The 21376-nt window shown below is 46.4% G+C and carries 20 protein-coding genes and 2 tRNA genes; all 22 read left to right on the top strand.

The window, feature by feature from the left end:
• Nucleotides 1–10: 10 nt before the first annotated feature.
• The 22 genes from ndk (at nucleotide 11) to AC9UGD_RS01845 (ending at nucleotide 21374) form a co-directional block, all read left to right on the top strand.
• Complete coding sequence (gene ndk / locus AC9UGD_RS01740) at nucleotides 11–433, top strand: nucleoside-diphosphate kinase (RefSeq protein WP_509568662.1); 423 nt, start codon at nucleotides 11–13, stop codon at nucleotides 431–433.
• Between the two features lie 32 nt (nucleotides 434–465).
• Complete coding sequence (locus tag AC9UGD_RS01745) at nucleotides 466–1503, top strand: rod shape-determining protein (RefSeq protein ID WP_509568665.1); 1038 nt, start codon at nucleotides 466–468, stop codon at nucleotides 1501–1503.
• Between the two features lie 12 nt (nucleotides 1504–1515).
• On the top strand, nucleotides 1516–2433 hold the full coding sequence (gene mreC, locus AC9UGD_RS01750; RefSeq protein ID WP_509568668.1) for a rod shape-determining protein MreC: 918 nt from the start codon (nucleotides 1516–1518) through the stop codon (nucleotides 2431–2433).
• 5 nt (nucleotides 2434–2438) lie between these two features.
• A complete protein-coding gene (locus tag AC9UGD_RS01755) occupies nucleotides 2439–2960 on the top strand; it encodes a rod shape-determining protein MreD (protein WP_509568671.1) in 522 nt (173 codons plus the stop codon).
• Nucleotides 2957–5050, top strand: a complete 2094-nt coding sequence (gene mrdA, locus AC9UGD_RS01760) for a penicillin-binding protein 2 (RefSeq protein ID WP_509568673.1) — start codon at nucleotides 2957–2959, stop codon at nucleotides 5048–5050. The genes AC9UGD_RS01755 and mrdA overlap by 4 nt, the downstream gene beginning before the upstream one ends.
• Nucleotides 5047–6207, top strand: a complete 1161-nt coding sequence (gene rodA, locus AC9UGD_RS01765; protein ID WP_509568676.1) for a rod shape-determining protein RodA — start codon at nucleotides 5047–5049, stop codon at nucleotides 6205–6207. The genes mrdA and rodA overlap by 4 nt, the downstream gene beginning before the upstream one ends.
• Nucleotides 6208–6362: 155 nt before the next feature.
• Complete coding sequence (locus tag AC9UGD_RS01770; RefSeq protein WP_509568679.1) at nucleotides 6363–8528, top strand: Rne/Rng family ribonuclease; 2166 nt, start codon at nucleotides 6363–6365, stop codon at nucleotides 8526–8528.
• Between the two features lie 83 nt (nucleotides 8529–8611).
• Nucleotides 8612–8881, top strand: coding sequence for a 30S ribosomal protein S20 (gene rpsT / locus AC9UGD_RS01775; RefSeq protein ID WP_509568682.1), 270 nt, complete (start codon nucleotides 8612–8614; stop codon nucleotides 8879–8881).
• A gap of 32 nt (nucleotides 8882–8913) precedes the next feature.
• On the top strand, nucleotides 8914–10794 hold the full coding sequence (gene lepA, locus AC9UGD_RS01780; RefSeq protein ID WP_509568685.1) for a translation elongation factor 4: 1881 nt from the start codon (nucleotides 8914–8916) through the stop codon (nucleotides 10792–10794).
• Nucleotides 10791–11912, top strand: a complete 1122-nt coding sequence (gene hemW, locus AC9UGD_RS01785) for a radical SAM family heme chaperone HemW (RefSeq protein WP_509568688.1) — start codon at nucleotides 10791–10793, stop codon at nucleotides 11910–11912. Before lepA ends, hemW begins: the two co-directional genes overlap by 4 nt.
• Nucleotides 11913–11926: 14 nt before the next feature.
• Complete coding sequence (locus AC9UGD_RS01790) at nucleotides 11927–12655, top strand: HrcA family transcriptional regulator (protein WP_509568691.1); 729 nt, start codon at nucleotides 11927–11929, stop codon at nucleotides 12653–12655.
• Nucleotides 12656–13756 (top strand): molecular chaperone DnaJ, encoded by a 1101-nt coding sequence (dnaJ, locus tag AC9UGD_RS01795; protein ID WP_509568694.1) that lies wholly within the window; start codon nucleotides 12656–12658, stop codon nucleotides 13754–13756. It abuts the gene before it with no gap.
• Nucleotides 13756–14466: a 16S rRNA (uracil(1498)-N(3))-methyltransferase gene (locus AC9UGD_RS01800; protein WP_509568697.1), complete on the top strand. Its 711-nt coding sequence runs from the start codon at nucleotides 13756–13758 to the stop codon at nucleotides 14464–14466. The genes dnaJ and AC9UGD_RS01800 overlap by 1 nt, the downstream gene beginning before the upstream one ends.
• Before the next feature lie 4 nt (nucleotides 14467–14470).
• On the top strand, nucleotides 14471–14818 hold the full coding sequence (locus AC9UGD_RS01805; RefSeq protein ID WP_509568700.1) for a histidine triad nucleotide-binding protein: 348 nt from the start codon (nucleotides 14471–14473) through the stop codon (nucleotides 14816–14818).
• A gap of 18 nt (nucleotides 14819–14836) precedes the next feature.
• Nucleotides 14837–15820: a PhoH family protein gene (locus tag AC9UGD_RS01810; RefSeq protein WP_509568703.1), complete on the top strand. Its 984-nt coding sequence runs from the start codon at nucleotides 14837–14839 to the stop codon at nucleotides 15818–15820.
• The gene (gene ybeY, locus AC9UGD_RS01815; protein WP_509568706.1) at nucleotides 15817–16254 is read left to right on the top strand and encodes an rRNA maturation RNase YbeY; all 438 of its coding nucleotides are present in this window, start codon (nucleotides 15817–15819) and stop codon (nucleotides 16252–16254) included. Before AC9UGD_RS01810 ends, ybeY begins: the two co-directional genes overlap by 4 nt.
• Nucleotides 16251–17528, top strand: a complete 1278-nt coding sequence (locus tag AC9UGD_RS01820) for a hemolysin family protein (protein ID WP_509568710.1) — start codon at nucleotides 16251–16253, stop codon at nucleotides 17526–17528. The genes ybeY and AC9UGD_RS01820 overlap by 4 nt, the downstream gene beginning before the upstream one ends.
• 15 nt (nucleotides 17529–17543) lie before the next feature.
• Entirely contained in the window at nucleotides 17544–18329 is a 786-nt protein-coding gene (locus AC9UGD_RS01825) for a fumarylacetoacetate hydrolase family protein (RefSeq protein ID WP_509568713.1), read from the top strand.
• Nucleotides 18329–19801, top strand: a complete 1473-nt coding sequence (gene gltX, locus AC9UGD_RS01830; protein WP_509568715.1) for a glutamate--tRNA ligase — start codon at nucleotides 18329–18331, stop codon at nucleotides 19799–19801. The genes AC9UGD_RS01825 and gltX overlap by 1 nt, the downstream gene beginning before the upstream one ends.
• 45 nt (nucleotides 19802–19846) lie before the next feature.
• A tRNA-Gln gene (locus AC9UGD_RS01835) sits at nucleotides 19847–19918 on the top strand.
• A 74-nt stretch (nucleotides 19919–19992) separates the two neighbouring features.
• A tRNA-Glu gene (locus tag AC9UGD_RS01840) sits at nucleotides 19993–20068 on the top strand.
• Nucleotides 20069–20144: 76 nt separating this feature from the next.
• The gene (locus tag AC9UGD_RS01845; protein ID WP_509568718.1) at nucleotides 20145–21374 is read left to right on the top strand and encodes an acetyl-CoA hydrolase/transferase family protein; all 1230 of its coding nucleotides are present in this window, start codon (nucleotides 20145–20147) and stop codon (nucleotides 21372–21374) included.
• The last annotated feature ends 2 nt before the right edge of the window (nucleotides 21375–21376 follow it).

The raw sequence follows: 21376 nt of genomic DNA on the forward strand, positions 1-21376 counted from the left end.
GACTGGGGCGGTGAGCACAGAAAAGACACTTATCCTCGTTAAGCCCGATGGCGTTGCCCGCGGCTTAGTGGGCGAAGTTATTTCGCGTATCGAAGCTAAAGGATATGCAATTGATTCTCTGCGCATGCTTCAAGCAGATCGCGCATTGTTAGAAAAGCATTACGCAGAGCACGTTGGAAAACCATTTTATGAACCGCTAGTTGAGTTCATGATGTCTGGCCCAATCGTTGCAATCGTTGCCTCTGGTAATCGCGTCATCGAAGGTTTCCGTTCATTAGCTGGTGTAACAGATCCAACTGTTGCTGCTCCCGGAACTATCCGTGGCGACCTTGCTCGTGATCAAGGAACCAAAGTTGTGCAAAACATTGTTCATGGCTCTGATTCTCCAGAATCAGCTGCACGTGAAATTCAAATTTTCTTTCCTAAGAATTAATTCCCCGCTCAAAAAAAGTACAAGGAGTAAAAATGTCACAAGGAAGCAGAATGTCCTTCATCGGTCGCGATATGGCCGTTGACTTAGGTACAGCGAATACGCTCGTTTATGTGCGCGGACGTGGCATTGTTTTGAACGAGCCTTCAGTAGTTGCTGTAAACCAAGACACGGGTGGAATTCTTGCCGTTGGTATTGAGGCAAAGAAGATGATCGGACGTACTCCTGGAAACATCGTTGCAATTCGTCCGCTAAAAGATGGTGTGATCGCAGACTTTGATACAACTGAACGCATGTTGCGTTACTTCATCCAAAAGGTACACCGTCGTCGTTATTTGGCTAAGCCACGTATTGTTGTTTGCGTTCCATCAGGCATTACAGGTGTGGAACAACGCGCGGTTAAAGATGCTGGTTATGCAGCAGGTGCGCGTAAGGTGTACATCATTGAAGAGCCAATGGCAGCGGCAATTGGTGCCGGACTTCCAATTCACGAGCCAACAGGCAACATGGTTGTAGATATTGGTGGCGGTACTACCGAAGTTGCAGTTATTTCATTGGGCGGAATCGTTACCTCACTGTCAATTCGTGTTGGTGGCGATGAGCTAGATCAATCGATTATTAACTGGGTTAAGCGTGAATTCTCGCTACTTCTAGGAGAGCGCACAGCTGAAGAGATCAAGATGGCAATCGGATCTGCGTACCCACTTGCTGGAGAAAATGATGCTGAAATTCGCGGTCGCGATTTAGCAACAGGTCTGCCAAAGACAATCGTTGTTTCAGCTGCTGAAATTCGTAAAGCACTTGAAGAGCCTGTCAATGCAATTGTTAATGCAGTAAAGAGCACACTTGATAAAACTCCACCAGAGCTTGCCTCAGATCTAATGGATCGCGGCATTGTACTTACTGGTGGCGGTGCGCTTCTTAAGGGACTTGATGAGCGCCTTCGCAAAGAAACCGGAATGCCAATTCACATTGCAGAGCGTCCATTGGATGCCGTTGCTGAAGGTTCTGGAAAGTGCATCGAAGAGTTTGAAGCTCTTGAGAAGGTTCTAATCTCCGAGCCTCGTCGATAAGGTCTTTCTTTAATGCGTAATGGTGGACGCGCACGTTTGTTGTTGGTGATTTTAATGGTCACCTCTTTGTTCCTTATTACCTTGGATTTACGTGGCGTAAAGGTCATCGATAATGTCAAGCAGGGTTCACAAACAATAATGTCGCCCTTTCAACGCGCAGGAAGTGTTGTTCTAACGCCAGTTAAAGACTTCTTTTCTGATGTAACTCATTTGGGGCGAACCCGAAATCAAATCGAAAAATTGAAAGCGGAAAACGCAAATTTGAAGCAACAGCTGATAAATCGCAAAAATGCTGATGCTCAGCTAAAGCAGCTTAAGAGCATTTTGGATTTAGCCGGTACGGCAGGATACAAAGTTGTTAACGCTAAGGTAATTAGCAATGGATCTAGCCAGTCATTTTCTCAAACAATCACAATAGATTCCGGAACAAATGCCGGAATTAAGAAGAACATGACGGTTTTATCGCAATACGGAATTGCTGGTGTTGTTAAGGATGTTTATCCAAATACAGCGCTAATTCAATTAGCGAGCGATCCAAATTTTCGAATCGGCGCACGTATTTCAGGAACCCAGCAAATAGGAATTCTGAGCGGTCGCGGAACTCGCTCTGCAAGCCTGCAATTGTTGGATAATTCGACCACCGTAAAGGAAGGCGATATTTTGCTTTCTCGCGGAAGTATCGCAAATCGTCCCTTTGTTCCAGGCGTTCCTCTGGGATATGTAACAGGAGTAGATAACTCTGCAGGCGCGGTCGCTCAATCCGCGACTATTCGTTACTACACAAATTTTTCAACACTCGGAGTTGTAGCAGTTGTCGTTAGTGGCCCTAATGCCAACCCCGGAGATGCCTTGGTTCCAGCTAAGCCACGAGTTACACCAATCCCAACGGTTACTGTTTTCGTAACTCCATCACCAACACCTACTGAGTAGCCACCATGCTTACTCGCCAGATTTCAATTGCTGCTCCTATTTTTCTTATGATTTATGCAATTCAAGAATCCATTATTTCGCAGTTTCGTTTACCGGGCGGTGGCTTTTCTATATTGATGATCTTTGCTTTAACGTGGGCAGTCCTAAGTGAAACTGAGGTCGCAGCGGTTATTGGATTTGCAGCAGGCTTCTTAATGGATCTGTCTCAGAGTGCGGCTGGACCATTTGGCCAATGGACTTTGATCATGCTGGTGGCAGGGTATTCCATTTCTTATATTGGTTACGGAGATGACAATGTTCGGGCTAATGCAGTGGGAATTATCTTCTTTGTTGTAGTTGCAAACCTTTTGGCAGAAATTGCATACGTTGCAACTGGCGCATTACTCGGGGTTTCTGCAGGCTCATTTATACAAGTGTTGATTACTTTGTTTGGAATGAGCATTTGGGCGCTTCTTATTTCACCAATTGTGTTGCCAGTATTTACTCGATTGCATGTTTTGGTTTTTGATTCACGGTCTACTTTATGAACAACAAGTCCCGTCTTTCTTTACTCGTAGTTCAAATTCTAATTGTGTCCTTAATGGCGGCATTATTTGGACGCCTCTTTTATTTGCAAGTTGCAGCCGGTCCAAAATATCGAGATGCTGCATTAAGCATCCAAAGCCGTGATGTCGTTGCTCCTGCCAATCGTGGATTAATTGTTGATGGATTTGGAGTCCCATTAGCCATGAATAAGGCTGGTTTGGCCATCACAATTGATCGAATTGCTATCGATAAGCTTGATGACGAAGGCGTTGGAGTCATGAAACGCTTGGCCACTTTGTTGAAGCTTAAATATAAGGATATTTATCAAAACACTCGGTTATGCGGCGAATTACCAAAGGGAGAAAAAGCAGGTTGCTGGCAAGGATCTAGATTCCAACCAATTCCGATTACAAAATCAGCCGATCCTGATATTGCCTTACAGATCGTAGAACGTTCAGATGAATTTCCTGGTGTTGATGCACATCCTGTCGCTATCCGAAGTTATCCAAGTTATTTAGATGTAAATGCTGCACATGTATTGGGTTATGTAGGCCCATTAACCGAGGCAGATCTGTTAGAAGGAAATGGAAACAAATATTTTCGCAGTGAATCTATCGGTAAGACTGGCCTTGAAATTCAGTACGATTCCTTTTTGCGCGGCGAGCCAGGAATTCGCACAGTCATTGTTGATCGCAAAGAATCTGTTATTCGTGAGAGTCAAAATACCAAACCAGTTGGAGGAAATCACTTAGTAACAAGTTTGGATGTTCGATTGCAAGCATCGGCTGAAAAAGCATTAAAGGATGCTGTCTTGCGTGGCCGCGCTAATGGATACACATCTGATTCTGGTGCAGCGGTGGTTATGGATATTAAGACCGGACGGATATTGGCACTTGCTTCATATCCAACCTATGACCCCAATGCCTGGGAAAAAGGGCTGACGGTTCAACAGGCATCAGATTTGTTTAGTGAAAAGAAATCGGTACCCGCGCTAAACCGTGCATTGCAAGGTTTGTTTGCACCGGCATCTACTTTCAAGGTTGTATCAGTTGTTGCTGCAGCTGCAGCTGGTTATGACTTGAATGCTTATTACAAGTGCCCTTCGCAGGTCCAGGTTGGCACACGTGCGTTTCAGAACTTTGATAGTAAAAATCAAGGAACTATGAATATGACTAAGGCGATCGCTGTTTCGTGCGACACTATTTGGTATCAGATTGCCTTTGATGAATGGCTTAGAGACGGTGGATTACGACCAAAATCAAGCCCAAACGATTACTTCTTTAAGGCCGCGCAATCATTTAAAATTACTCAAAAAGTTGGAATCGATTTACCAACCGAATCCACATCGCGCTTGGCTGATCGCGCTTACAAAAAGAGTTGGTATCAGCAGAACAAAGATTTTTACTGTAACTATAAAGAGCGTGCAACCAAGGCACAGCAGACACCATTCTTACTGCAACTAGCTGCGGAAAACTGTGTTGATGGCGACAAAGTTCGTGCTGGAGATGCAGTTAACTTTTCGATTGGCCAAGGTGACACTGTTGTGACGCCACTTAAGTTGACTCAGATGTATGCCGCAATTGGTAATGGCGGAACAATTTGGCAAGCACTTGTCGCCAAAGCAATTGTAAAAACTGACGGATCTGTAGTCCAGACATTTACACCAAATAAACTTGGGACATTAACTGCAGCACCATCAACGATAAAGTTTTTGCAAAAGTCGCTGCGAGAAGTGGTCGTTAGCGGAACTGGCGCGGGAGCGTTTGCAGGATTTCCAATTGAAATTAGTGGCAAGACCGGAACTGGTCAGGTGTTTGGAAGAAATCCAAATGGTTCACTTAAAGATGACACCTCATGGTTCGCATCCTATGCGCCAAGCAAGAATCCCCGTTATGCAGTTGTCATGATGGTGGGCCAAGGCGGATTTGGTGCATCAACTTCTGGGCTTGGTGTTCGCCAGATTTACTCAACACTATTTGGCGTTACAGGTAACACACTTGTTCCTGGCGCGGCGTTGTTCCCAGAAGGAAAACCACCAACTCAGTTGCCTAAGATTTCACCTGCAACTAAACCTAAGGAGGCGACGCCATGAGTCAGATTCACGCTCGCCAAGGTTTATATCGACGCAGTCGTCAATCTTTTTTCCATGGATTTGATCCAATTTTAACCACGGTTGTCGGACTATTACTTTTTGTTGGAACACTGCTTGTGTGGGCTGCAACCCGAGATTGGTACACCCGCAATGGTTTAGATGGCCAGTACTACTTAAAACGTCACATCATCAACATCTTGATTGGGTTGGTATTGGCATATGCCGTAACTGTTATTGATTATCGATTGCTACGCGCATACACGCCATTTTTGTGGGGAGCAGGTGTACTGGGATTAATCATAGTTTTGATTCCTGGTTTAGGTGCTGAAGTCAATGGTGCAAAAGCCTGGATTGCGTTACCCGGTGGATTTCAAATTCAACCGGCAGAGCTAGCCAAGATTGCAATTATTATTGGAATGTCGATGATCTTGTCAGAGCGCACACATGACAGCAATGGACCAACAAGTACAGATGTGTTGCAATCTTTAGCAGTTGCCGCGATTCCAGTTTTATTAATCATTGTTCAACCTGACATGGGAACCGTATTGATTATTTCGGCAGCGGTTGTAACTATTATCGCCGTCTCAGGAGCACCGGCGCGTTGGGTTACAGCATTGTTGCTATTGGCTGTTTTGGGTGGATTTGTTGCGGTCAAAGCTGGAGTCATTAGCGAGTATCAAGTAAATCGTTTGCAAACATTTGTTGATCCCAACGCCGATACACAAGGCGCGGGGTATCAATTGCGCCAGGCACGTATCACAGTGGGATCTGGTGGCTTGTTGGGTACTGGATTATTTAATGGTCCACAAACAAGTGGACGATTTGTGCCAGAGCAACAGACAGACTTTATTTTTACAGTTGCCGGCGAACAACTTGGTTTCGTAGGCAGTGGTGCAATTTTGATTTTGTACCTCATTTTGCTGATGCGCGGTTTTTCTATTGCACGTCGAACCAATGATCCTTTTGGGCGATTGGTGTGTACCGGTGTAATCGCCTGGTTTGCCTTTCAGATTTTTGAGAACATCGGTATGACCTTGGGGTTGATGCCGATGACAGGGGTGCCATTGCCATTTATTTCATATGGTGGATCCTCGATGTTTGCCACCTTGATCGGGATCGGCTTGCTCCAAAACGTCCACGCTCGTTTACGGGGTTAAATAGGCAAATAGCCCTGCCTCTGCCATAATTAGGGCACTAGTTCAGCGCGGCTCGCGATCAATCGCGAAACAAGCCCAGCGCGAACGGTACGGAAAACCCAACAGGATTTTTTAAGAAGACAGTCTGCACAAGCAGACACAAAGGATTTGGTGCCATGGCGATTGAGCCTAAAACACCGCGCAAGCGTGCGGTTAAGAAAGCTTCAACAAAAGTAGACATCCCAGTGGTGGATGTCCCCGAAGAAAAAAAGACAGCTCGTAAGAAAGCAGCAGCTATTCCAGTTGCAATCTTTCAAGCAGCTCCAGAAAAGCCAGCAGCAAAGAAAGAAGCAACAGAAGTTAAGCCTCGTAAGAAGGCTGCTGCCAAGAATGAGCCAGCAGAGATTTCCGAAAAGCCCGCTGTAGCGACAGATTCCGAATCTGGTGATTCTGAAGAGCGCGCTAACCGCAATCGCCGCCGCCGCCGTGGTGGCCGTGGTCGTCGCAAGCCAGGTTCAACTGATGCGGCTAATACGGAAAATACAGATGAAAATTCAAGTGAAGAAGCAACAGATGAGGATTCAGCTGAAGGAGCAACTTCTACTCGTCGCCGTCGTCGCCGTCGTGCAACAGGTGAAGGTGTAACACCAGGGGAGACCATTGAAGAAGATGGTGTCATCACTGTTGTTAAGGTCCGCGAAAAGCGCGAACGGGTAGAACGACCAGCTCGACCAGATCGCAATAACAACCGTAATCGTCGTGACCGCAATGATCGCAATGATCGTTATGACCGTAACGAACGAGGCGGTCGCAGCGATTACCGCGAGCCATATCGCAAGCGCGGAACAATCATTACCGATGGAGAATTTTTAGCACGTCGTGAAAACGTTGATCGCGAGATGTTGGTCCGCCAAATTGCAGACCGCACACAGATTGCAGTTATCGAAGATGGCGTCATGGTTGAGCATTACGTTAACCGTAATAGCAACCAGTCCTACGTTGGTAACGTTTATTTGGGTCGGGTACAAAATGTGCTTCCATCAATGGAAGCAGCATTCGTTGACATCGGCAAGGGACGTAACGCAGTTCTGTACGCGGGTGAAGTTAATTGGGATGCTGCTGGTATTTCAGAATCAGCACCTCGTAAAATCGAAACAGTTTTAAAGACTGGCCAACCGGTATTAGTTCAGGTAACTAAGGATCCGATTGGGCAAAAGGGTGCGCGCCTAACTAGCCAAATTTCATTGCCAGGACGTTATGTTGTCTATATTCCAGGTGGCGGAATGTCAGGTATTTCAAAGCGTTTACCGGAAGAAGAACGCTCACGTTTGAAAGCAATCTTGAAGAACTTAATTCCTGAAGAAGCTGGCGTGATTGTTCGTACCGCTGCCGAAGGTGTGAGCGAAGAAGATTTAACAAATGATGTTGCACGTTTGAAGGCGCAATGGGATGACATTTATGCAAAGAGCCAGAATGCAAACTTCCATCCCCCTGCAGCGTTGTATGAAGAGCCAGATCTGGCTGTTCGTGTTATCCGCGATATCTTCAATGAAGATTTCCGCAAGCTAACTGTTCAGGGTTCAACTGCGTGGGATGAAGTTACAAACTACCTAGGCTTTATCGCACCTGAATTAACACAGAAAATTGAAAAGTACACCGGCACCGGCGATTTGTTTGCTGACTTCCGTGTTGAAGAACAACTTGCAAAGGCATTTGATCGCAAGGTTTATCTGCCTTCAGGTGGATCACTTGTAATCGATCGCACCGAAGCGATGATTGTTATCGACGTTAACACCGGTAAGTTCATCGGTAAGGGTGGAAACCTGGAAGAGACTGTTACCAAGAACAACTTGGAAGCGGCAGAAGAGATTGCACGCCAGCTACGTCTTCGTGACTTAGGTGGAATTGTTGTTATCGACTTCATTGACATGATTCTTGAATCAAACCGTGAAGCTGTATTGCGTCGCTTGGTTGAATGCCTTGGTCGCGATCGCACTAAGCACCAGGTTGCCGAAGTTACATCTCTTGGTCTGGTTCAGATGACACGTAAGCGTGTTGGTCAGGGATTGATCGAAGCCTTCTCAACTAGCTGTGATTCATGTAGCGGACGCGGAATTCATATTCATATGGAGCCGGTAAAGATGAAAGCTCCAGCGCCTCAGCTAGATACTCCTTCTTCTCACCATGAAGATGCCGATGAAAAGGACGCGACAGCTCACGAGTTCCACGAATCACTCAATGAAGAGAGTAAGACCGAAGAGCCAGAAGTGGCCAAGGTCGAAGCTAAGGCAGGTGGCCGAAAGCGCCGCCGCGCCTCATCATCGGGCATTATTACCGCTTAGCAGTGGCCCCGATTTGAGCCTGAGCGCTCAACTCGGTACCCTTACCCCTCAACGTAAAACCTAAAGTTCGGAGAACTACGCACGTGGCAAATATCAAGTCTCAGATCAAGCGCATCAAGACCAACGAGAAGGCACGCCTTCGTAACAAGTCTGTGAGCTCATCTATCAAGACAGCCGTACGTAAGTTCCGCGACGCTGTAACTGCAGGAGATGCTGCTGCGATCACAACCGAACTCCGCGCTGCATCACAGTCACTAGATGTTGCAGTACAAAAGGGTGTTCTTCACAAGAACTCAGCAGCTAACAAGAAGTCTTCAATGGCTAAGGCAGCTGCCAAAGCCGGCGCACGTTAATCCCTTTACTAATTTAAAGCGAGGCTAGGTTCATGCCTGCAATTTCACTTGCTAAGGCGCCGCAACCAGCATCAACTAATCCGGCGCAGATACGTAATTTCTGCATCATTGCCCATATTGATCACGGTAAATCAACTCTTGCTGATCGCATGTTGGGTATCACCGAAGTTGTGGAAGCTCGCAATATGCGCGCACAGTATCTAGATCGCATGGATATCGAACGCGAACGCGGAATCACCATTAAGTCACAGGCAGTTCGTTTGCCATGGCGTTCATCGCTAGATGGCGACGAATACATCTTGAACATGATCGATACACCTGGTCACGTTGACTTTACCTACGAAGTATCGCGCTCGCTAGCAGCATGTGAAGGCGCTGTTCTACTTGTTGATTGCGCACAAGGAATCGAAGCACAGACACTTGCAAACCTATATCTTGCAATGGAAAATAACCTAACAATTATTCCGGTGCTCAATAAAATTGATTTACCAAACGCACAACCTGAAAAGTTTGCCGCAGAGCTTGCACGTTTGATTGGCTGCCAACCAGAAGATTGCTTGCGTGTGTCAGGAAAAACTGGCGATGGCGTTGCTGATTTGTTAGACCAAATCGTCGCTCAAATCCCTGCCCCAGTTGGAGACCCAAAAGCACCAGCACGTGCACTGATCTTTGACTCTGTCTACGATGCTTATCGCGGTGTTGTTACCTATGTTCGTGTTGTCGATGGTCACTTGTCTCCGCGCGAGCAGATTCAAATGTTTTCAACTGGAGTACGTCACGAAGCTTTAGAAGTTGGCGTGATCTCACCAGAACCGCTTGCTGGCAAGGGTCTTGGCGTTGGCGAAGTAGGGTATTTAATTACAGGTGTAAAAGATGTTCGCCAATCTCGTGTGGGCGACACAATTACTACCTATAACAACCCAACAAAAACAGCACTTGCTGGCTACAAAGATCCTAAGCCAATGGTTTTCTCTGGCCTGTTCCCATTAGATGGTGCTGACTTTCCAATCCTTCGCGAAGCGCTAGATAAGTTGCAGTTAAATGATGCAGCCCTTGTGTACGAACCAGAAAGCTCTGCTGCTCTTGGCTTTGGTTTCCGTTGCGGTTTCTTAGGTCTGCTGCACATGGAAATTGTGCGCGAACGTCTGGAGCGCGAACACAAACTAAACCTTATTTCTACAGCGCCAAACGTTGTTTACAACGTAACTATGGAAGATGGAAAATCAGTACGAGTAACTAACCCATCAGAGTTTCCTGATGGCAAGGTGGGTGCAGTATTTGAGCCAATCGTAAAGTCAACAATCTTGGCCCCTTCTGAATACATCGGAACCATCATGGAGTTATGCCAAGACCGCCGTGGTGTTTTGTTGGGCATGGATTACATCTCTGAAGATCGAGTTGAGATCAGATATGACCTGCCATTGGCTGAAATTGTTTTCGACTTCTTTGATCAATTAAAGAGTCGCACAAAGGGTTATGCATCCTTAGATTACGAGGAAAAGGGCGAGGCCGAAGGTAATTTGGTTAAGGTCGATATCTTGTTACAGGGTGAAGCGGTTGATGCGTTTAGCGCAATTGTTCACCGCGATAAGGCTTACGCATATGGCGTAATGATGACCGGCAAACTACGCGAACTAATTCCTCGTCAACAGTTCGAAGTTCCTATTCAGGCGGCCATTGGTGCTCGCATTATTGCTCGCGAAAGTATTCGTGCGATCCGTAAAGATGTTTTGGCTAAGTGTTACGGTGGAGATATTTCACGTAAGCGCAAGCTATTGGAAAAGCAAAAAGAGGGTAAGAAGCGCATGAAGATGGTGGGACGCGTTGAAGTTCCGCAAGAGGCCTTCGTTGCTGCTCTTGCAACGGATGCGGACATTGAACAGATTAAGGCTGCCCGTAAAGCAGGGCAATGATGCTCTCTTTCTACGTTCATATCCCGTACTGCATTAAGCGCTGCGGCTACTGCGATTTCAATACGTACACACCTTCAGAGCTACAAGATGGCGCAACTCTTGAAATCGTCAGCAATGATTACATCGATGCGGTACTACGCGAATTAGAAGCTGCGCCCACAGATACTGTCCCAACTATTTTCTTTGGTGGCGGAACACCATCCTTATTGCCAGCAGATGATCTAGGCCGAGTAATTGCGGCTATCAAAGCTCGCAATGGTTTAGCGGCAGATTGCGAAATCACACTTGAGGCCAACCCTGATTCAGTAACGCAAGAAAAGTTGGCTCGTTACCTAGAAGTTGGTTTCAATCGCATTTCTTTTGGTATGCAATCAGCAAAACCTCATGTCCTTGCAGCCCTTGATCGGACACACAATCCGGCAAATGTTGAAAAAGCGATCACGATGGCTCGTGCCGCAGGATTTAAATCAATCAGTGTTGATTTAATTTATGGCACCCCTGGGGAAAGTTTGGATGATTGGCGCGAGACCGTAGCGGCCGCACTTGCCTTAGATATCGATCACATCAGTGCTTACGCACTTATTGTTGAAACCGGAACAAAGCTTGCTGCACAGATAAAGCGCGGTGATTTAACTATGCCTAATGATGATCTGATGGCGGATATGTATCTATTGGTTGATCAAATGTGCGAACAAGCAGGACTTACTTGGTACGAATTGTCCAACTGGTCAAAGCCAGGACATGAGTGTCGACACAATATTGCCTATTGGGAAAACAAGAACTGGTGGGGCCTTGGACCTGGCGCACATTCACATGTTGATGGAAAACGCTTCTGGAATCTAAAACACCCAACAACGTATAAGCAGAAACTTTTTGCGGGGGAGTCCCCGATTTTAGATAGCGAACTACTGACGGCAGCACAAATCAAAGATGAAGCGATTTTACTTGGGATCAGAATGCGCGAAGGTTTGCAGATAGAACTGCTGGAACCCCATCAATTGGAGGTCTTAGCGATCTATCGCGAAAATGGATTTGTTCAGCTACACGATGACCGCGTATTGCTGACCCCTGAGGGCCGCTTGATCGCAGATCGAATCGTGCGAGAAATCAGTATCTAGTACTCTTGGAACAAATGTCATCACGTCGTCTTGAAATCCTTCGCGCAATTGTCGATGAGTACGTTGCGACCCAAGAACCTGTCGGCTCGAAATCAATCGCCGATCACCATGGTTTGGGAATTTCACCTGCCACGATCCGCAATGAAATGGCTGTACTAGAAGATGAAGGTCTAATCACCCAGCCTCACACAAGCGCTGGACGTATTCCGACAGATCTTGGATATCGAGTTTTTGTAGATAAGTTAGCAACTGTAAAACAACTGTCGACCGCTGAACGCCGAGCGATTGAAACATTTCTGCAAGGCTCTAATGATTTGGAAGAGTTACTGAAAAGATCTGCAAAGTTGTTGGCTGATATTACAAAGCAGGTTGCCGTTGTGACCTACCCAATTATTGGCGACAGCCGCGAGAAAATGGCAATCTCAGGAACAGCCAACTTGGCACGATCTGGCGATGATCTAGGTCTTACCCTTTCACCAATCCTAGAAGCGCTAGAAGAGCAAGTAGTAATTTTGCGCTTATTAGATGAAGCTCGTTCAACTGTTCATGTTCGTATTGGTAGCGAACAGAATGAAACAAATCTTCAGTCAACCTCATTAGTCACAGTTGGTTACGGCGTAGAGTCGGCTCAACATGGCGCAGTTGGTGTTATAGGACCTACTCGTATGGATTACGCAGGATCGATTGCTGCGGTCGATGCAGTGGCACGTTATGTCGGACGATTTATCAATGAGGGTGCATAAGTGGCTGATCATTACCAAACATTAGGTGTTACAAAGGGCGCAAGTTCTGATGAGATCAAAAAGGCGTATCGCAAACTGGCACGCGAACTGCATCCAGATGTGAACCCTGATCCGCACACCCAGGAAAAGTTCAAAGAAGTTACTGAGGCATACGATGTTTTGAGCGATCCGCAAAAGCGTCAGTCCTATGACATGGGTGGAAGTAATTTTGGCGGAGCAAACTTTGGTGGCGGATTTAGCGACATCATGGATGCATTCTTTGGTGGTGGAGGATCTCGTGGACCGCGTCCACGCACACGTGCAGGACAAGATTCACTGATCAGAATTCAAGTTGATCTAAACGAAGCATGTTTTGGAACAGAGCGTGAAATCACTGTTGAATCAGCAGTTGTTTGCCCAAAGTGCACAGGTACGGGCTGTTTAGATGGACAACATCCAGAAAGTTGCATGACCTGTAAGGGACGTGGCGAAACACAACAAGTTGTACGATCTGTAATCGGACAAGTTATGACATCTCGTCCATGTAATGCATGTCAGGGATATGGCAGCGTAATTAAGAGCCCATGTCGTGAATGCGCTGGCGAAGGCCGCGTACGCAGTCGTCAAACAATTGATGTAAAAATTCCTGCTGGTGTCGAAACAGGAAACAGAATTCAGATGTCAGGACGCGGTGAAGTTGGTGCAGGCGGCGGTCCTGCTGGTGATTTGTATGTTGAAATTGTGGAAGAGCGTCACGAATACTTAGTTCGAGATGGCGACACATTGCATATGGCTTTGGAAATCACGATGATCGCTGCAGCACTTGGCACCACAGTGACAGTTGAATCGCTAGATGGACCAGTAGATGTCAATGTAAAGCCAGGTACGCAAAGTGGCACACCGATTGTTATCAAGGGCAAGGGTATGACCCGCTTGCGTCGTGGAGACCGTGGGGATTTGATTATTCATATAGAAGTGATTACTCCGACAAAGTTAAGCAAGGATGAAGAAAAGATTCTGCGTTCATTTGCCGAAGCCCGTGGCGAAAAAGCTAACGAAGCCCATGTAAAGGGTCAAGACGGATCAATCTTTAGCAAACTCAAGGGAGTGTTCCACAAGTAATGTTTACGCTCTTTTTCGTAGACGATCTACCAACACATGTTGGCGGGCAATACGAGTTTGCTAACGATGATGCCAATCATGCGATTCGCGTATTGCGGATGCAGACAGGCGATGAATTTATGCTTAGCGACGGCCAGGGTTCATGGTCACAGGTTGTAGCAACCGAGGTAAAGAAAAAGTCTATGCAGGTTCGGGTTATGGAGTCAGGATTTCAAGAACCACTTGCTACAACGATTACCGTTGTACAGGCCTTACCCAAGGGTGATCGCGCAAAAGAAGCCGTTGAATTGTTAACTGAAGCTGGCGTTGACCGCATTGTTCCGTGGGCAGCTACGCGCAGTATCGGTAAGGGTTCAGACAAATTTGCCATTACAGCGCGTGAAGCAAGCAAGCAATCTCGCAGATTTAGAATCCCTGAAGTTACAGAAGTAGCAACCAGTGCCCAGATTTGTGAAGCAATAAAATTGAGCGATCTGGCAATTGTTTTCCATGAAAGTGCCACAAGTAAATTATCTGATCAGGTGTCATCTCACAATGTTGAACATTTGTTAATTATCATCGGACCCGAAGGTGGCTTAACCGATGAAGAAATTGCGGCCTTTACTGATGCAGGTGCAAAGGTTGCGCTGATGGGTCGCCCAATATTGCGTTCGGCACACGCGGGTATTGCCGCCGTTTCGGCAGTATCAGCGCTTTTGAAGGTATGGTAATTAGGTGGCCTTAGATCCCAACTGTATTTTCTGCAAAATTATTGAGGGAGAAATCCCGGCTGACATCGTGTTGCGCAACGAAAACGTTGTGGCATTTAATGATTTAAATCCCCAGGCACCAACACATGTGTTGCTGGTTCCAACCTTGCACACTGAAAACGCTGCAGGTATTGCCCGCAATAGTGCGACCATCACGGCAGAGCTTTTCTTAGCTGCCGATCAGATCGCCAAGGAGCGCGGGCTAAATGGCTACCGAACTGTTTTTAACACCGGAGAAGAGGCAGGCCAGAGTGTTTTCCACGCTCACCTGCATCTCTTAGGTGGGCGTGCCATGGCATGGCCACCCGGTTAAAGATACATTTACCCTTATATGGAGCGAACGCTGATCACCGTACCTAACGCCATTTCAATGGTTGCTGTTGTGGGTCCGCATGATGACAATTTAAGAGTTATAGAAGCGGCATTCCCTTCTGTAAACATCACAGTTCGCGGCAACGAAATTACTTTGCGCGGCCCGCACATTGATTGCGCACGGTTAGAAAATTTGTTCAACGAGATGATGGTTGTAATTCGCAGCGGAAATATTCTTAATGTTGATGCGGTTAACCGTGCCATCGAAATGCTGGAACACGAACCTATCGATCACCCAGCAGAGGTTATGTCACTCAATATTGTCAGTAATCGTGGTCGCACCATCCGCCCAAAGACCGCCAATCAAAAGCGTTATGTTGATGCGATCGAAGATCACACAATCACATTTGGTATTGGCCCTGCTGGTACCGGTAAGACCTATCTTGCGATGGCAATGGCAGTTGCCGCATTGCAAGCAAAGAAAATCAACAAAATTGTGTTAACTCGGCCCGCTGTAGAAGCTGGTGAAAGTTTAGGTTTCTTGCCCGGCACGTTAAGCGAAAAGATTGACCCATACCTGCGCCCATTATTTGATGCGTTGCATGACATGATCGATATTGATTCGATTCCGCGCTTAATGCAATCAGGAATCATCGAGGTTGCACCATTGGCATACATGCGCGGTCGCACTTTAAATGATGCATTTATCATCTTGGATGAGGCCCAAAACACCACACCCGAACAAATGAAGATGTTTTTAACTCGCCTGGGCTTTGGCTCAAAGATGGTTGTCACAGGCGATGTGACACAAATTGATCTTCCTAATGGACAAAATTCTGGCTTAAAGATTGTTCGAGATATCTTGAAAGATATTGATGACATCGCATTTATGGAGTTAACAGCTGAAGATGTGGTGCGTCACCGCTTAATTGGCGACATTGTTAAGGCTTATGACAAGTTTGATGAGCAACGCCAAGCATTGCGACAAATCCGCCAACAATGACGATTGAAGTAATAAACACTTCAGGGCAGTTAGTTCCGGCCACTGAAATAAACTCGCTACTTACTTTTGCCTTGTTAGAGCTGCAGCTAAACCCCGAGTGTGAAATTAATGTGTCCTTTGTTGATGATGATTACATGACCGAACTTCATATCAAGTGGATGGATGAGCCCGGCACAACTGATGTGCTTTCATTTCCGATGGACATGCCTGAAACACCAGGGGAGGCAGTAACTCTTGGCGATATTGTGATCAGTCCAGTTGTTGCAGCACAGCAGGCCAAATCACAGGGTCATTCAATCGAACACGAGATTTTCATTTTGGCTACGCATGGTTTATTGCACATACTTGGCTACGACCACGCAGATAAGGCAGAGGAAAAAGTGATGTTTGACCTGCAAGAAAAAATCGTAAGAGATTGGCAGAAAGGTTTATGAGCCCCATGGCGATAGTCAGCATCATTGTCCTGCTTGTTTTTGCAGGATTCTTAGCTGCCTCTGAATCTGCATTGACCTCCATTTCTCGAGTTGTCATCGAAGAGATCGAAGGCAAGCGCGGGACGGCGCTGTTGCGCAAATACACCGCTCAACCTGCCAGATATCTGAATGTAATTTTGCTTGTTCGAAAGCTCTGCGAATTTACTGCAACGGTCTTATTAGCTGTTATTTTGCTGCGCAATTATTCAAGCGCGCAGGCGATGGCTTTAACGGTTGCGATCATGGTTGTACTTTCATATGTTGTGGTTGGCGTTGGCCCTCGCACACTAGGTAAGCAACAGCCACATAAATATGCACGATACGGAATCATTGTTGCCTACGGATTGGCATTCTTGTTAGGCCCGGTTACAAAACTTCTGATCGCGGTTGGAAATGCTTTGACTCCAGGTAAGGGATTTAGATCAGGACCCTTTACATCTGAAGCCGAACTTCGAGATCTTGTTGATCAAGCACACGAGCGTGGCCTTGTGGAATCTGGCGAGCACGAAATGATTCACTCAGTGTTCGAACTAGGCGACACCTTGGTTCGCGAATTAATGGTTCCTCGTACTGACATGGTGTGGGTAGAAAAAGACAAGAGTCTGCGTCAAGGTTTGTCACTGGCACTTCGAAGTGGATATTCCCGTATCCCGGTAATTGGCGATGGCATCGACAACATCGTAGGAATCGTTTATGTAAAAGATTTAGCAAAGCGCGCACTTGACCATCACGAGGCTGAGCACACTGAAAAGATTGAACAGTTGATGCGCCCAGCCAACTTTGTACCTGAAATTAAGATGGCTGATGATCTCTTGAAAGAGATGCAAAAGAACCAGATTCACCTTGCAATTGTTGTCGATGAATACGGTGGCACTGCTGGAATCATCACCATCGAAGACATTATTGAAGAAATTGTTGGCGAAATCGAAGATGAGTTTGATGATGGTGAAGAAGAATTCATCTGGCTCAGTCCTGACAAAGGTCGCGCAAAGGCATCTCTGCATATCGAAGATTTAGCCGATGCGCTAAAGATTGAGATTGAAAAAGATGAGTTTGAAGATATCGACAGCATCGGCGGATTAATGGCGCAAAAGCTTGGTCGTGTTCCAATCGCCGGATCCACAATTTCCTGGCATGGCTTCTCGATTACATCAGAGCGTCCACAGGGGCGTCGTCGCCGAATTTCATCTGTTCTTGTTGAGCGCCTTGTTGAAGAGATTGAGGACGCTGAGTAACGATAGAATGCGCTCATGCGTATCGTTCGATTCACCCCTGGTCCAGATGCTGGTTTAGGCCAAGATCCACTATTTGGCGTCCTTGAAGATGATGGCGTTATCAGCATCATTAGCGGTGATCCGATCTATTCTGGAATCCAAAAGACCGCCGCAACTATCGAACTCAACAAAGTTCGCTTGCTGGCACCAATTATTCCTAGATCAAAAGTTGTATGCGTAGGTAAGAACTATGCAGATCACGCCGCCGAAATGGGTGGGGTAGTACCTGATGAACCAATTATTTTCTTAAAGCCCAACACATCTGTCATTGGCCCTAACGACACAATTGTGTGGCCAGAAATGTCAGAGCGCATTGATCACGAAGCAGAGCTGGCCATTGTTATTGGACGAATTTGCAAAGATGTTCCTAAGGAGCGAGTCAACGATGTGATCTTTGGCTACACAATTGCAAACGATGTGACAGCCCGAGATTTGCAAAAGAAAGATGGGCAGTGGACCCGTGCCAAGAGTTTTGACACATTCTGTCCAATTGGCCCATGGGTAGATACAGATTTTGTTCCTGGCACCCAAAAGATCACCGCAACCATTGCAGGAGAAGTAAAGCAATCAGCCCAGATCAGCGACATGATCTTTGATGTTCCAACAATTATTAACTTTGTTTCACGAGTTATGACATTGCTTCCAGGTGACATTATTTTGACCGGAACGCCTGCAGGCATTGGCCCGATGGTCGCTGGCGAAAAGGCAACCATGGCTATTGAAGGACTCGGCGAACTAACTAACAAGGTGAGTGCACAGTAATGGCGCAGTTAAATTCTACAAACCGGGTTAAGGTTCGCTTTGCTCCATCACCAACAGGTGATTTGCACGTTGGAAACATTCGTACCGCTTTATTTGATTGGGCCTACGCCCGTCACACAGGTGGAACATTCCTATTTCGTATCGAAGATACCGACACAACCCGCGTAACAGATGAGTACATCAACGCAGCCATAGATACTCTGAAGTGGCTTGGTCTTGACTGGGATGAAGGCCCAGAAGTTGGTGGCGACAACGGTCCTTATCTGCAATCACAACGTTTAGATATTTACGCAACCTGGGCACAAAAGTTTCTTGATCAAAAAGATGCTTATCACTGCTACTGCTCACCAGATGAGTTAGAAGCGGTACGCGAAGCACAACGTAAAGCCAATGTTGCACCTGGCTATAACGGACATTGCCGCGACTTAACGGCAGATCAAATCGCCGCATACAAGGCCGAAGGCCGTGGGGCCGTAGTCCGCATGCGTATGCCAGATGGCAGCACAACCTTTAACGATTTAATTCGCGGAGATGTTTCATTTGATCACAACTTTGTTCCGGACTTTGTTTTGGTTCGCGCCGATGGTTCACCGCTATACACATTAGCTGTTGCCGTAGATGACGTGCTCATGAAGGTCACGCACGTATTGCGCGGAGAAGATTTGTTGTCCTCAACTCCACGTCAGATTCGCGTGTATCAGGCAATGGGTGTTGCACCTGCTGATTACCCAGTATTTGCCCACCTTCCCTTTGTTATGGGTCAGGACAATGCAAAACTTTCGAAGCGAAATGGTGAAGTATCAATCGCCTGGTATCGCGAGATGGGCTTCTTGCCAGAGGCAATCTGTAACTATCTGGCATTACTTGGTTGGTCGCCAGGAGATGATGTTGAAAACATCACTATGAAACAGTTGACCGAGATGTTTACCGTTGAAAAGGTACATAGCTCACCTGCACGATTTGATATGAAAAAGCTAGAAGCAATCAACGGTGACAAAATCCGTGCTTTAACGTTAGATGAATTTCTAAAGTGGTCGTTACCGTTTTTGACTAAAGCTAATGTCATAACTGGTACAGATGCAGAAATTGAATTGGTAAAGAAGGCTTTGCCATTGATTCAAGAGCGAATCATCATGCTCAATGAAGTTCCAAAGATGCTCAAGTTCTTGTTTACAAAGAGTTTCGCGGTAGATGCTGATTCTGTTGCAAAGATTACAGATGATGGCTCTAAAGCAATTTTAACGCGTTCAGTGAAAGAGCTCGAAACTGTATCTGTGTGGAACCATGAAAACATTGAAGCGGTTCTGCGTGCATCCTTGATCGAAGAAATGGCACTAAAGCCTCGAATTGCATTTACCGCTTTGCGTATTGCAACCACCGGCAGCACGATTTCGCCACCACTATTTGAATCAATGGAGTTATTGGGTAAAGAGGCCTGTTTACTGCGTATTAACGCGGGATTGGCACTATAAATCCGCTGGTATTCTTTGCACTTGCAATACAAGGCCTAACGACCTTGGGGTATGGGGTAATTGGCAGCCCTGCTGATTCTGGTTCAGTAAGTCTAGGTTCGAGTCCTGGTACCCCAGCGCAGTACCGAAGTACAACTTAATATGTTTGACCAAATATCGTTCTAGGAAATCTTTCCCTTCAATGGGATTGTGGCCCCGTCGTCTAGCGGCCTAGGACTCTGGCTTCTCAAGTCAGCTACGAGGGTTCGAATCCCTTCGGGGCTACCACTGATATCTCTCTTCTCACACAGCAAATGTGCGGGAAGAGAGATTTTTGTTTTACTTCAAAGAGTAGATTGCCTGTATGCGAGTAATCAATACAGAACAACTAAAGAGCATTCTCGCGAATCTACCGAGCAACCCACGGATTATTGCCTCGGGCAACTTTTCTTCACCCCAAACATTGTTAGCAATTGCCGATGAAGTAATTCCTGAATTCAAATTACACATGCTCAATGCTCACGGGACTGGGATTCCAGATCGCGAAGGTGTCACCTATGAGACCGCCTTTGTTGGACCAGCGATGCGCAACCATCCACGACTGCAATACATCCCTTCACGGCTTTCTTTGCTACCCGTTTTGATCCGTAATTTTTATCGACCAGATGTTGTCTTTATTCATACATCCCAACAACGCTTTGACACAGTAAGCCTTGGTACCGAAGTCAATATTTTGCCACGTGCCATCGAAACTGCACGTGCACATGGGGGATTGGTTATTGCGCAATCTAATAAGCAGATGCCCTACACCTACGGAGATTCACAGATTTATGACAGCGAGATTGATTACTTAGTTGAAGTAGATGAGCCATTGCAAGAAAAGCCACTTACGCAAATTACAGATATTCAAGCCGAAATCGGTAGCCGAATTGCAGCGCTAGTTGAAGATAATTCAACACTTCAACTAGGTATAGGGGGAGTGCCGGATGCAGTGTTGCTGGCGCTCAAACAGCGCAAAGGATTGCGCATCTGGACTGAAATGTTTTCCGATGGGGTTTTGGAACTGTCCAAGGCTGGAACATTGGATGATGAAATTCTGATCACCGCCTCCTTTATTTTTGGCAGCCAAGAGCTGTATCAATGGCTAGATTTAAACAAGAAGGTTCGTATGCTTCGCACAGAACGGACCAATGATCCAAGCCAAATTGCGCGCCAAGCCAAAATGACATCGATAAATAGCGCACTAGAAGTAGATTTATTTGATCAGGCAAATGCCAGTCATGTTCGCGGAAAAATCTATAGCGGCTTTGGTGGATCAACAGATTTCATTGTTGGAGCCCTTCATAGCCGCGGCGGTCAATCATTTGTGGCCTTGCCTTCGTGGCATCCCAAAGCAGATGTTTCGACAATCGTGCCTAGGTTGCAAGCAAACGTCACACATTTTCAGCATTCGTATGTTGTTACCGAACAAGGAGTGGCGGCATGCTTTGGTCACAGCCAAACTGATCAGGCCATAAACATCATTAAAAATGCTGCACATCCATCTGTGCGCGCGGAATTAACTGCAAAAGCTAGTGAGTTTGGCCTGCTCTAACA

The organism is Candidatus Planktophila sp., from assembly GCF_044232745.1.
Lineage (GTDB): Bacteria > Actinomycetota > Actinomycetes > Nanopelagicales > Nanopelagicaceae > Planktophila.